This is a genomic window from Pseudomonas sp. 31-12, from assembly GCF_003151075.1.
Classification (GTDB): domain Bacteria; phylum Pseudomonadota; class Gammaproteobacteria; order Pseudomonadales; family Pseudomonadaceae; genus Aquipseudomonas.
The window spans coordinates 2,168,011-2,180,402 of record NZ_CP029482.1 but is presented as its reverse complement, the minus strand read 5'-3'; the positions used below and the strand labels follow the sequence as shown (position 1 = coordinate 2,180,402).

Here is a 12,392-nt window from a genome sequence, read left to right as displayed (position 1 = left end):
CTTCAATCCTCGACCACCCAGGTGTCCTTGGTGCCGCCGCCCTGGGATGAGTTCACCACCAGGGAGCCTTCACGCAGGGCAACACGGGTCAAACCACCGGGCACAACCCGGGTTTCGCGGCCAGACAATACAAACGGACGCAGGTCGATGTGACGTGGCGCGATGCCGTTTTCGACAAAGGTCGGACAGGTCGACAGCGACAACGTCGGTTGCGCGATGTACGCGTGGGGCTTGGCTTTTATCCGTGCGCGGAACGACTCGATTTCCGCCGCGCTCGCCGCCGGCCCCACCAGCATTCCGTAACCGCCGGAGCCCTGGGTTTCCTTGACCACCAGGTCTGGAAGATTGGCCAGTACGTGGGAAAGCTCAGAAGGATTGCGACACTGGAACGTCGGCACGTTCTTCAGGATCGGTTCTTCGTCCAGGTAAAAACGGATCATGTCGGTGACAAACGGATACACCGACTTGTCATCCGCCACCCCGGTGCCGATGGCATTCGCCAGCACCACGTTGCCAGAGCGGTAAGACGACAGCAGCCCTGGAACGCCGAGCATCGAGTCCGGGTTGAACGCCAGCGGATCAAGGAACGCATCGTCGAGGCGACGGTAAATCACGTCGACGGCTTTCGGCCCGTCCGTGGTGCGCATGAACACCTTGTCGTCACGCACGAACAGGTCCGCGCCCTCAACCAACTCGACGCCCATCTCCCGCGCCAGGAAGGCATGCTCGAAAAACGCGCTATTGAAGCGACCCGGCGTCAGCACCACCACGCTCGGGTTATCGATCGGGCTGGAGCTTTTCAGGGTGTCGAGCAACAGGTTCGGATAATGATCGATCGGCGCGATGCGCTGGGCCGAGAACAGTTCGGGGAACAGCCGCATCATCATCTTGCGGTCCTCGAGCATGTAGCTCACGCCGCTGGGTGTACGAAGATTGTCTTCGAGCACGTAGTACGTGCCGTCACCATCGCGCACCAGGTCGACGCCGGAGATGTGCGAGTAGATATCGCGGTGCAGATCGAGCCCTTGCATCGCCAGCTGGTATTGCTCGTTGGCCAGCACTTGCTCGGCCGGAATGATGCCGGCCTTGATGATGCGCTGCTCATGGTAGAGGTCGGCGAGGAACATGTTCAACGCCTTGACCCGCTGGATGCAGCCGCGCTCGACGATCCGCCATTCACTGGCGGGGATGCTGCGCGGGATGGTGTCGAAAGGAATCAGGCGCTCTGTGCCCTGCTCGTCCCCGTAGAGCGTGAAAGTAATCCCGGCGCGATGAAATAACAGATCGGCCTCGCGTCGCCGTTGTGCCAAAAGCTCGTCAGGCGTCTCGGCCAGCCAACGGGCAAACTCCCGATAATGCGGGCGGACCTGGCCGCCTGCATCGTACATCTCATCAAAATAGGTGCGGATCATGCCGTACTCCTTGTCACCCGGACATCTAGGCTTCGCAAGGCCCGTGCCATCGGCAGAAACGCTTTGTTATCAACCAGTTGGATAATCACGCCGTTTGCACCGCACCAATCCTGTGCAGCAAACGCCCCAACCTGATCGCCCCCGCTTCATTGCAAGGCGACGGTGTCGCCTATCACCAGCATAGTCAGAGTTGATTTCACTGCCCGGCCGGCGCTGCGGATAATCCGCGCATTCGCTGCAAAACCTGACCAAAACTTCCCTTTAGCCGCCTGCTCAGGCGGTTTTTTTTGCGTCGGATTCTTGTTTCAGGGTTTTGCCGAGGGGATGTTCCGGGCGCCATAAACGAAAACGGCCAACCCGAAGGTCAGCCGTTGCTGAGCGTTGTCACTGTTCATAACGTTATGCGAGTCGCCCTCGTACTTCCTGCTTGACGCCCCACCCTTCGATGATACCGCCCAGAGGCTCAACCACCGCCTCGAAACCCTGTTCGAAATCGCCGATGTCATCGTAGGTGGCGTACATGACTTTGCTCAGTTCGAGCGCCCATGCGCCGTCATCGCGCACACTGATTTGCGCGTTCAACGATTCACCCTTGTATTGCCCTGCCGCCCTGCGTGCCCGCTCCTCGTCCGGGAAAATGGCGTAGAACTCGATGGGATGGAATCGTGAGAAATCGAAACCGCCTTCTTTCATGCGGCGCAACACGCTGCTGCTGATGTCTTCTTGATAGGCTGTGCTCATGAAACGTCCCCCTCAATCTTGATGGATAGACTTTCCGTATTCCCGGCACTCGCAACCGATTGGTGCGAGCGATGCGGCAACAACGTTGCCGGTGGGAAGCAAGCATGTAGCTGACAAGACCAGACCTTAGCGATCCGTTCGCTGATCTCGCTTGCAGAGTAGCCCCAAGACAGAGGCGCTGCCAAGGCCTGGATAAGAATGAGACAGGTGTTGTTCAGATTGGCGTGATGCCGAGGATTTGTATGCTGTTCTGGGTCTTGAGATCTTTGACGCTTGCGTCGGCGGTTCGCCCTTCCAGATCGTTCAGATCCAGTTCGGCGGCGACAGGAAGGAGCCGGGCCTTGATGAGTTTCGCGGCTTGCTCGTTGTCCGGGCATTCCTCGCACTCAAAGACTTCATCGAGTGTTTCACCGTGATCATCCACGAAAGTGATTTTCCACTTTTGCATCAGTGCCTCCTCGAACAAACCCGCAAATGGGCTTACAACCATCTGGACTTTTGGCCTGAGTGATCGTTCAAACGGATTACCGCGTAGAAGTATGAAAAACACAGAACCTGTGGGAGCGGGCTTGCTCGCGAAGGCAGTCTTTCAGGCAACATCACTGTTGAATGGAAAACCGCTTTCGCGAGCAAGCCCGCTCCCACAAGGGGTTATGCGTACAGCTTGAGTTTAGTCGTTGCTTGGCTTGTTGATCGCTTGCAGCACGTATTGCGGCAAGGCGAAGGCGCCGATGTGGATTTCCGGGTTGTAGTAGCGGGTGATGATGCCGCTGCCGGCGAAACGCTGCTGCAAGGTTTCACGGGACAACTTGCGATAGGCCGTGTTGGTCGCGCCCCAGGCAAAGGTCATCGAGCCACCGATGTAGGTCGGCACCGCCGCCTGATAGAAGTGCCAGTCCGGGAACAGGCTGCGCAGGCGACCGGCAGTGGTTTTGACTTCTTCGATCTGCATGAACGGCGTGCCGTTCTGGGTCACGAGGATGCCGCCTTCGTTCAGGCAGCGACGGCAGGCCTGGTAGAAGTTTTCCGAGAACAGCACTTCACCCGGACCGATAGGGTCGGTGGAGTCGGAAATGATCACGTCGAATTTTTCAGTGGTGGTGGCGACGAAACGCATGCCGTCGTCGATCACCAGGTTCAGGCGTGGATCATCGAACGCACCCTTGGAGTGGTTCGGCAGGAATTCCTTGCACATGTCGACCACGGTGCCGTCGATCTCGACCATGGTGATGTGCTCGATGCTGCGGTGCTTGGCCACTTCACGCAGCATGCCGCCGTCGCCGCCACCGATGATCAGCACGCGCTTGGCGGAGCCATGGGCGATGATCGGAACGTGGGTGAGCATCTCGTGGTAGATGAATTCGTCGGCTTCGGTGGTCTGGATCACACCGTCCAGTGCCATGACCCGGCCCATGCGCGGGTTTTCGAAAATCACCAGATGCTGGTGTTCGGTGCGCACTTCGTGCAGCAGTTTTTCCATGCGAAAACGCTGGCCGTAGCCTTCGTAGAGGGTTTCCAGGTAGTCGCTGGTGGTGATGTTGCTCATGGGAAGTGCTCCGATGAATGCGGTGGCAACGGACGGTTACCCGCCCATGACGGCTAATCGATCGACTCGATTAACCGGGAAAGGCGCGCATTCTACGTTGCGGAAGATGACAGGTCGAACCTCACTTGATGAGTCGACACAATCCCTGTGGGAGCTAGCCTGCTAGCGATAGCGGAGTGTCAGTCAGTAAAGTTGTGGCTGACACTCGCTATCGCTAGCAGGCTAGCTCCCACAGGGGAATAGTGATGGCTTTGGTTGCGTATTCAGATCCGGACGTTGCCCCGTGGCCCGGCGATGGCCCAGATGATCAGGCCCAGGACCGGCAGCAGCAGGATCAGCAGCACCCAGATGATTTTCATCCCTGTGTCGGCGCCACTTTTGAGCACGTTGATGATTGCCCAGATGTCCAGGACAAGAATAATCAGGCCAATCAGGCCGTTGAACGTGGAACCCATGGTGTCGCTCCCTAAGAGTGGTGTGCACTCTTAGGATAGCCGGGCCTTGCGAGGGTTCCGCTTTTTAAACGTGGACCGCGATTTTCAGGGCTTCGAGCGAGGGTGCGGCGGTGATACCCACTTCGGCGCACAACTCGAGCACGCGCGGTACGTCGTTGCCGAAGACCAGCACCACTTGCAGTTCGTCGTCGAGCAACTGGCTGAAGTTCATCAGCGTGTAACCGCCGTTTTCCTTGTTCATGCTGCCCATCTGCACCTGAATGCGATTGAGCGCGGTCAGGGCTTCGGTCTTGGCCAGTTGCTTGGGCTTGATGTTGAAATCAACACCGGGGCCAAACGAAGCGACGATCTGGGCGAACAGGTCCACGTAGGTGTCGGCCTGGAACAGCACGGTTTCCGGCAGGCTGCCGACCACCACCCACTCGCCCAGTGGAATCGGGAAGGTGTCGTCGTAGTTGATGTCCGGATTGGCCGTCAGGAAAGCCTCTGGATCGGCGTAGGCCTGGGCCGCTTCGTCAGCGACTTTCAGGATTTCGTCATCGCTCATGCACCCGGAGCTGATTTTAGTGATGAGTTCGACGAGTGCGGCTTTCATGGGGCGGATCCTGTAGCGAGTGAATTTTGAGGGCGCGAAGGATAGCGCATTAACCATGAAAAGCGGACTTATGGTGAGCGCCCTGTGGCGAGGGAGCTTGCCCCCGTTGGGCAGCGAAGCGGCCCCCAGCGTCCGCTCAGACAAACCGAGTTGTCCGGTTTTGCGACTGCTTCGCAGCCGGACGGGGGCAAGCCCCCTCGCCACAGGATTCTGCTCGACTGAAGATTATTTTAAGTGAACAGGATGACCCACCACAGGGGACCGTGCGAAATCAGGCCAGCAGTTTTTGCAGCTGCGCGGTGGTATCGACAGCGCCCATTGTTTTCGCGGCATCCAGCGCGGTGACGCCATTGGCATCCTTGGCTTTCGGGTCGGCGCCTTTGCTGATCAGGTAATCAACGATTTCAACGCGGTTAAACATCGCCGCCATCATCAGCGCCGTGCGGCCATCGAAGGACGAACCTTCCACCTGTGCGCCACCCTCGACCAACGCCTTGACTACCGCCAGGTCGCCTTTGAACGCAGCGCCGGCAATCGGGCTCTGGCCGTTGTCGTTGCGGATCTCCGGATCGGCCTTGTGCTCCAGCAGTACTTTTACCGTCTCCACGTGGCCGTGGTAGGCGGCGAGCATCAGCAAGGTGTCGCCCTTGTGGTTACGCAGGTTCGGCGGCAGGCCTTTGGTCAGCAGCGCAGCCATCATGGCCGCATCGCCCTCGCGCGCCTTGTTGAATACCTGTTCGGCAAATTCAGCGGCTTCTTCGGGGGTCATCTGGCGGCTTTGGTCTGACATCGGGGACTCCACTTTCTGTCATTCGGGAAAGCCGACAGTTTCCCGAGCAGCCCCGAGGCTGTCACTTCTTTTTTCTCGAGCGCCGTCATAGCCACATTCAATAGCGCTGCTTTCAATAACGAAAAGCGCCGCCGTGAATATCCGCCAGCAACTGCGGAGTGACTTGCACGTAAGTCTCGGTGCCGGGCAGCCAGGCGTAGATCGGGTCATCGCCGGTTTTGCCGGGGTCGAAGGCTTCGTCCTTGAGCCGGGTCTTCTGGTATTTGAAGGTTCCGGTGGTTTCCATTTTCACTTTCACCCGCAGGAAAAGCGGCACCGCATACGCGGGCATTTGCTGACGGGCGAACGCCAGCAACTCGCTGAAGTCCAGCGTCGCCAAGGATTCCGCCGGTGTAATCGCGGCCATGCCGGCACGTCCGTTGGTGTTCTGGATTTCCACGCCATACGCCACGGCTTCAGAAATATTCGGATGTTGCAGCAGGATGTTCTCGACCTCGGTGGTCGAGACGTTTTCACCCTTCCAGCGGTAGGTGTCGCCCAACCGATCCACAAACTGCGCATGGCCAAAACCAATGTTGCGCAGCAGGTCGCCCGTATTGAAGTAGCGGTCGCCCTGGGTGAACACGTCGTGGAGCACGACTTTTTCGGTTTTCTGCGGATCGGTGTAACCGTCCAGTGGCGCCTTGTCGTCGATTCTCGCCAACAACAGGCCCTGCTCGCCTTTGGCGACTTTGCGCATGAAGCCTTTGGCGTCCCGAATCGGCAGGCCGCTGTCGTGGTCGTAGGCCACCAGCTCCCAGGCCATCAGGGAAAAACCGATGGTGTTGTCGAAGTTGAGGATGTTGGTGAACCCGATGTTGCCGTCGCTGGCGGCGTACAGCTCGCAGATGTGATCAACGCCAAAGCGCGTCTTGAACTCGCGCCAGGCACCGGGCCGCAGGCCATTGCCGATCATCTTGGTCACGCGGTGCTGGTTGTCGTCGGCCGAGGGTGGTTGATCCACCAGGTAGCGGCATAATTCGCCGACATAACCGAGGGTGGTCGCCTGGTATTTGCGCACGTCATTCCAGAACTGGCTGGCGCTGAACTTGCGGCGGATGGCAAATCCTGCGGCGCCGCTGATCGCCGAGCCCCAGCACACACAGAGTCCGGTGGCGTGGTACAGCGGCAAGGTGCAATAGACGACATCCTGCGGCTGCATATTCAGGGCGATCTGGCCAAAACTCGCCGAGCTGCGCATCCAGCGACCGTGTTTGAAAACACCCGCCTTGGGCAACCCGGTGGTGCCTGAGGTGTAGATATAGAAACAAGGATCGTCGAAGAAAACCTGCTGGCTGCTGGCCGGATTCTCACTGGACGTTTGGGCGCTGGCACTCATCAGATTGATGAAACCGTCGGGCGCATTGCCCGGATGCCGGTAGGTGTCTTGATCGGCAACGAACCAGGTGCGCGTCGGCTCGATCGATACCCGCTCGCGGACTGCACTGAAAGCCGGGACCAGTTCTTCGCCGACAATGATCGCCGCTGGTGCCACGAGGTTCAGGCTGTGGGCCAGGGTGTCGCGGGTTTGCGAGGTATTGAGCAAGGCGCTGATCGCACCGACCTTGGCCACTGCCAATATCGTCACCAGCAACTCCGGACGGTTCTCAAGAAAAACCGCGACCACATCGCCCTTTCTGATGCCTTCGCAGATCAGGTGATGGGCGATGCGATTGGCCCACTGGTTGACCTGTGCATAACTCAGCGTCACGTCGCCCTGCAGCAACGCTGGGCCGTCAGGATTGCGCAAGGTCGCTTGCTCGAACGTCCAGCCGAGGCCACACGGTTGGGTCGGGTCCTTGACGTTGGCGACTTTCATGCCTTTCACCACTCGCGGAATGGCTTTGGCAATGGAAGGCAGCTTGCGGAGCATCATGCCCCAGGTAATCGTGTCGCTCATGCTTGCTCCCGTTCGATCTTTTTATTGTCGGGTGGCGGTCTATGAGCCCGAAAATACGTCAGGGGTTCTTGAGCTGTACACGCGGTTTTTGAAATGTTTTGTATCCGCGCCCGGTGCGTTCGAGATCGGGAACCTCAGCGAGGGTGATTGGTTCCATCGAATCATGGCCGACCACGCAAAATGCAGGATGCACGATGGCCATTCATGCAGATTGCACGAAAGCAAAAAACCACTGAAAACATAACTTATTGATTTATAAGCATTTTAAAAATATCAGGTGCTGGCACAATCACTGCAACTACCTCTCCATGCTTGCCAATCAAGTGCTAACGGAGCTGATAGACATGAGCCTGATCCAAGAAAAATTTACCTCCCTGTTCTCCAACTTCGAAGTGAACACCCAACCACGTCCGGATGGCGGCATTCTGCTGACCCTGCGCAGCGCCGAAGGCAAAGTGTTCAAGCGTTCGATTTCATACCAGCAATTGCATGCCGGCGATCAGTTGTCGTGGGTGATCAGTGCAATTCGCCGTGACCTGGCCGAACAGGCCAGCGAGCTGCCGCAGATCTCCATGCTGCAAAGCCAGCAACGGTTTGCCCTGCCGACCTATCACTCGGCGTGAACCCTGCGGTGGTGTAAAGAAATACGCTGCACACAAACAGGCCGTGAGAGCTTTCGCTCCACGGCCTGTTTAGTTTCTGGGTTTACACAATCCCCTGTGGGAGCGGGTGTTGCTTAGAAGGTGGAAGGATCGATCCGCGCAAAGCTGTCGACGGTCACATGCCCCGCCAGCGCTCCGCCCTCTCGGGCCAGCCCGCACGTGGCCATGCCGGCCGTGCGCGCGGCATCCAGTTCCTCGACGATGTCGGACAGAAACACAATCTGCGCAGCCTCCACCCCGATAGCCTGTGCGATGCGCGCGTAAGACTGCGCTTCACGCTTGGGCCCCGACGTGGTGTCGAAGTAGCCGCTGAACAGCGGCGACAAGTCCCCCGCCTCCGAGCAGCCGAAGATCAGCTTTTGCGCCTGGATCGAGCCCGAGGAATACACAAACAGTTTGAATCCATCCTGATGCCAGCGCTTGAGCGCTTCGACGGCGTCCGGGTAAACGTGGCCTTTCAACTGCCCGGCCTGATAGCCCTGCTCCCACACCATGCCCTGCAATGCTTTCAGCGGCGTGGCCTTGCGGTCTTCGGCAATCCAGCCCAGCAGGATCTCGATCACCCGCTCAACGTCAGCGTCCGGTTCGTTGCTGTCGCGGCGCACAGCGGCCAGTTGCTCGGCCACATCCGGGCGCTCGGCGTTCTGGCGAACGAAGTCCGGCAGGTGTTTGGCGGCGTATGGGAACAGCACGTCGAACACAAAACTCACCGCGCTGGTGGTGCCTTCGATGTCGGTGAGAATCGCTTTGATCGGCATCGGCTCAGTCCTCAAGACGCGGGAAGCGGCTGGCGATGTCTTCGCCGGTGAACTTGGCCACCCAGCCTTCAGGGTTGTTGAACAGACGGATCGCGACGAAGTGCGGATGCTCGCCCATGTCGAACCAGTGCGGCGTGCCGGCAGGGACCGAGATCAGGTCGTTCTTCTCGCACAACACGGCGTAGACGTAATCGTCGATGTGCAGGGTGAACAGCCCACGGCCGGCGACGAAAAATCGGACTTCGTCTTCGCCATGGCGGTGTTCGTCGAGGAACTTGGCGCGCAACTCTGCTTTTTGCGGGTGATCGCTGTTCAGGCTGATCACATCGACGGTGACGTAACCGCGCTCGGTCATCAGCTTGTCAATCTGTTCCTGGTACGCGGCGATCACTTCTTCCTGGCTGGCGCCGGGCTGGATCTTCGCCGTGGCTTGCCAGCGGTCGAAACGCACGCCCTGCTCGGCCAGGGTCGAGGCGATGTCTTCGAAATGGGTCAGCACCTTGTTCGGAATGTCAGGGCTTGAGACGTGGTAAACGGACAGGCTGCTCATCAGGGCAACTCCTTAACGGTTCAGCTTTTATGGTTCAAGAGTGAGCGCATCTTCAACTCGCACTCGAACAGAAATTCAAACGCTTCAATCTGCCGCAACGCGTCGCTCATCCGCGCGCCCCAGGTGTAGAGGCCGTGGCCGCGAATCAGGTAGCCGACGCAATCGGGATGGGCTTCGAGCCAAGGCTGCACCTTGGCGGCGAGACGCGCAATGTCCTGATCGTTGTCGAAAATCGGCACGCGCACCCGGGACTCGTGGGTCGAGACGCCGCTGAAGGCCTTTTGCAGTTCGTAATCTTCGAACTCGATGAACGCGTCTGGCGTCAGGCGCGACAGCACCGTGGCGTTCACCGAATGGGTGTGCAGCACCGCGCCGATCTCCGGGCGCCAGCTGTAGAGCTGGGTGTGCAGCAGGGTTTCGGCGGACGGCTTTTTGCCCGGTTCCAGGCTGTTGCCGGACAAGTCGGTGGCCAGCACATCATTTGGACTCAACTGGCCTTTGTGCTTGCCGGACACAGTCAACAGCGCCTCGGTCGGCGACAGGCGGGTCGAGTAATTGCTGCTGGTGGCCGGCGACCAGCCGCGGCTATAGAGAAAACGCCCGGCGTCGATGATTTCCTGGGCGAGGTGTTCACGGGTAAGGCTCATGGCCTGTCCTCTTGCATACGTGTGGCAATGATAACGGCAGCGGCGAAGGCTGCGAGACTGGCAATACTAAAGGTGAACGTGGCACCAAGGACGTTCCAGCTGTAGCCGGAGTACAACGCGCCCAATGCGCCGCCGGTGCCGGCCAGCGCGGCATAAAGCGCCTGGCCCTGCCCTTGCTGACGCGCACCGAAGCTACGTTGCACGAACTGGATGGCAGCGGCGTGAAAGCTGCCGAACGTTGCGGCGTGCAGCACTTGGGCAAACAACAGCACCCAGAGGAATTCAGCCAACGAACCCAGCAGCAACCAGCGCACGGCCGCCAGCAGAAAGCTCACAAACAGGACCCGACGCACCGAAAAGCGCGCGAGGATCTTGCTCATGGCCAGGAACATCAGGACTTCAGCGACCACGCCGACCGCCCAGAGCATGCCGATCACGCCCCGGCTGTAACCGAGCCGTTCAAGGTGCAGGGTCAAAAAGGTGTAATAAGGCCCGTGGCTCACCTGCATCAGCGCGACGCAGCCGTAAAACGCCAACACACCGGGATTGCGCAATTGCTTGAGAAACCCGTCTCCGGCAATTCGCTCGCCCTGAACCGGTTGAGCGTTGGGCACCCACAGGCTGCTGACGACAATGCCGGCCATGATCAGCACCAGCGCCACTGGATAAATGTCGAGGCTCAGCCATTCGAACATCCGGCCGAGCGCGACCACGGTGATGATGAAACCGATGGAACCCCAGAGGCGGATCTGACTGTAGCGCGAGGTCTGCCCTTTCAGGTGCGCGAGGGTGATGACTTCGAACTGCGGCAACACCGCATGCCAGAAGAACGCATGCAAGGCCATGACCATCGCCAGCCAGGCGTAGGTTTTGCTGACGAAAATCAGCGAAAACGTCAGCAGTGTGCAGACGGCGCCGAAGCGCACGATGGCCAGGCGACGGCCGGTGTAGTCACCGAGCCAGCCCCAGATATTCGGCGCCACGCAGCGCATCAGCATCGGGATCGCCACCAGCTCGCCGATGCGCGCGCTGGAAAAGCCCAGGTGATCGAAGTACAGCGCCAGAAACGGCGCTGTCGAACCGAGCAAGGCGAAATAGAACAGATAGAAACTGGAAAGCCGCCAGTACGGGAGTGCCGCCACGGCCGTCAGGCCGCTGCGGCGTATAGGTCAGCCATCAAAGCTGACCCAGCACCGGCGTGCTCACGCGCACGTCGGCGTTCTGCCCGCGATGACGCAACAGGTGATCCATCAGCACGATGGCCATCATCGCTTCGGCGATCGGCGTGGCGCGGATGCCGACACACGGGTCGTGACGGCCCTTGGTGATGACATCCACCGGGTTGCCATGAACGTCGATGGAGCGGCCCGGCGTGGTGATGCTCGAGGTCGGCTTAAGCGCGAGGTGCGCAACGATTGGCTGACCGGACGAGATGCCGCCCAAAATACCGCCGGCGTTGTTGCTGAGGAAACCTTCCGGGGTCATTTCATCGCGGTGTTCGGTGCCGCGCTGGGCAACGCTGGCGAAACCGGCGCCGATTTCCACGCCCTTGACCGCGTTGATGCTCATCAGTGCATGGGCCAGTTCGGCGTCGAGGCGGTCGAAGATCGGCTCGCCGAGGCCAGGCATCACGCCTTCGGCGACGACAGTGATCTTTGCGCCGACCGAATCCTGATCACGGCGCAACTGGTCCATATAGGCCTCCAGCTCCGGCACCTTGTCCGGGTCAGGGCTGAAGAACGCGTTGTCTTCCACCGAATCCCAGGTCTTGAACGGGATTTCGATCGGGCCGAGCTGGCTCATGTAGCCGCGAATGACGATGCCCTGGGTGGCCAGGTATTTCTTGGCAATCGCACCGGCCGCCACACGCATGGCGGTTTCACGGGCGGAGCTGCGACCACCGCCGCGGTAATCGCGCTCGCCGTATTTGTGGTGGTAGGTGTAGTCGGCGTGGGCCGGGCGGAACAGATCCTTGATCGCCGAGTAGTCCTTGGACTTCTGGTCGGTGTTGCGGATCAGCAGGCCGATGGCGCAACCGGTGGTGCGACCTTCGAATACGCCGCTGAGGATTTCGACTTCGTCCGCTTCCTGGCGTTGCGTGGTGTGGCGGCTGGTGCCGGGTTTGCGGCGGTCCAGGTCGCGCTGCAAATCCTCAAGGGAAATCTCCAGCCCCGGCGGGCAGCCGTCGACAATGGCGACCAACGCCGGACCATGGCTCTCGCCCGCGGTGGTGACAGTGAACAGCTTGCCGTAGGTATTGCCGGACATGCAGGACGCTCCGTGAAATGAACCTGAAT

The 12,392-nt window shown here is 59.5% G+C and carries 14 protein-coding genes; 1 reads left to right on the top strand and 13 read right to left on the bottom strand.

Annotated features, from left to right (window positions below):
• Positions 1-2: 2 nt before the first annotated feature.
• From DJ564_RS10170 to DJ564_RS10135, 8 genes are all read right to left on the bottom strand, one after another.
• Complete coding sequence (locus tag DJ564_RS10170) at positions 3-1,412, bottom strand: circularly permuted type 2 ATP-grasp protein (RefSeq protein WP_109628778.1); 1,410 nt, start codon at positions 1,410-1,412, stop codon at positions 3-5.
• A 399-nt stretch (positions 1,413-1,811) separates the two neighbouring features.
• Positions 1,812-2,153, bottom strand: coding sequence for a ribonuclease E inhibitor RraB (locus tag DJ564_RS10165; protein WP_109628776.1), 342 nt, complete (start codon positions 2,151-2,153; stop codon positions 1,812-1,814).
• Positions 2,154-2,367: 214 nt separating this feature from the next.
• Positions 2,368-2,601 (bottom strand): hypothetical protein, encoded by a 234-nt coding sequence (locus DJ564_RS10160; RefSeq protein WP_109628775.1) that lies wholly within the window; start codon positions 2,599-2,601, stop codon positions 2,368-2,370.
• Between the two features lie 222 nt (positions 2,602-2,823).
• Positions 2,824-3,699 carry a polyamine aminopropyltransferase gene (gene speE / locus DJ564_RS10155; RefSeq protein WP_109628773.1) on the bottom strand — a complete coding sequence of 292 codons (876 nt, stop codon included), beginning with the start codon at positions 3,697-3,699 and terminating at the stop codon, positions 2,824-2,826.
• Between the two features lie 263 nt (positions 3,700-3,962).
• Positions 3,963-4,154, bottom strand: coding sequence for a PLDc N-terminal domain-containing protein (locus DJ564_RS10150; RefSeq protein WP_010456621.1), 192 nt, complete (start codon positions 4,152-4,154; stop codon positions 3,963-3,965).
• A gap of 64 nt (positions 4,155-4,218) precedes the next feature.
• Positions 4,219-4,749 (bottom strand): hypothetical protein, encoded by a 531-nt coding sequence (locus tag DJ564_RS10145; RefSeq protein ID WP_109628771.1) that lies wholly within the window; start codon positions 4,747-4,749, stop codon positions 4,219-4,221.
• Positions 4,750-5,020: 271 nt separating this feature from the next.
• The gene (locus DJ564_RS10140) at positions 5,021-5,539 is read right to left on the bottom strand and encodes an ankyrin repeat domain-containing protein (RefSeq protein WP_010456625.1); all 519 of its coding nucleotides are present in this window, start codon (positions 5,537-5,539) and stop codon (positions 5,021-5,023) included.
• Positions 5,540-5,651: 112 nt separating this feature from the next.
• On the bottom strand, positions 5,652-7,478 hold the full coding sequence (locus DJ564_RS10135) for a long-chain-acyl-CoA synthetase (protein WP_109628769.1): 1,827 nt from the start codon (positions 7,476-7,478) through the stop codon (positions 5,652-5,654).
• 344 nt (positions 7,479-7,822) lie between these two features.
• Here DJ564_RS10135 and DJ564_RS10130 point away from each other — a divergent pair, with 344 nt between their 5' ends.
• Complete coding sequence (locus tag DJ564_RS10130) at positions 7,823-8,101, top strand: DUF3509 domain-containing protein (RefSeq protein WP_109628767.1); 279 nt, start codon at positions 7,823-7,825, stop codon at positions 8,099-8,101.
• A 113-nt stretch (positions 8,102-8,214) separates the two neighbouring features.
• On the opposite strand, the gene mtnC is transcribed toward DJ564_RS10130, so the two are convergent.
• From mtnC to aroC, 5 genes are read right to left on the bottom strand one after another with little or no spacing between them, the layout of a single operon-like run.
• Positions 8,215-8,898, bottom strand: coding sequence for an acireductone synthase (mtnC, locus tag DJ564_RS10125; RefSeq protein WP_109628766.1), 684 nt, complete (start codon positions 8,896-8,898; stop codon positions 8,215-8,217).
• A 4-nt stretch (positions 8,899-8,902) separates the two neighbouring features.
• Positions 8,903-9,448 (bottom strand): acireductone dioxygenase, encoded by a 546-nt coding sequence (locus tag DJ564_RS10120; protein ID WP_109628764.1) that lies wholly within the window; start codon positions 9,446-9,448, stop codon positions 8,903-8,905.
• Between the two features lie 20 nt (positions 9,449-9,468).
• Complete coding sequence (locus DJ564_RS10115) at positions 9,469-10,095, bottom strand: methylthioribulose 1-phosphate dehydratase (RefSeq protein WP_109628762.1); 627 nt, start codon at positions 10,093-10,095, stop codon at positions 9,469-9,471.
• Entirely contained in the window at positions 10,092-11,237 is a 1,146-nt protein-coding gene (locus tag DJ564_RS10110; protein ID WP_109628760.1) for an MFS transporter, read from the bottom strand. The genes DJ564_RS10115 and DJ564_RS10110 overlap by 4 nt, the downstream gene beginning before the upstream one ends.
• Positions 11,238-11,271: 34 nt before the next feature.
• Complete coding sequence (gene aroC / locus DJ564_RS10105; protein ID WP_109628758.1) at positions 11,272-12,363, bottom strand: chorismate synthase; 1,092 nt, start codon at positions 12,361-12,363, stop codon at positions 11,272-11,274.
• Positions 12,364-12,392 lie beyond the last annotated feature (29 nt).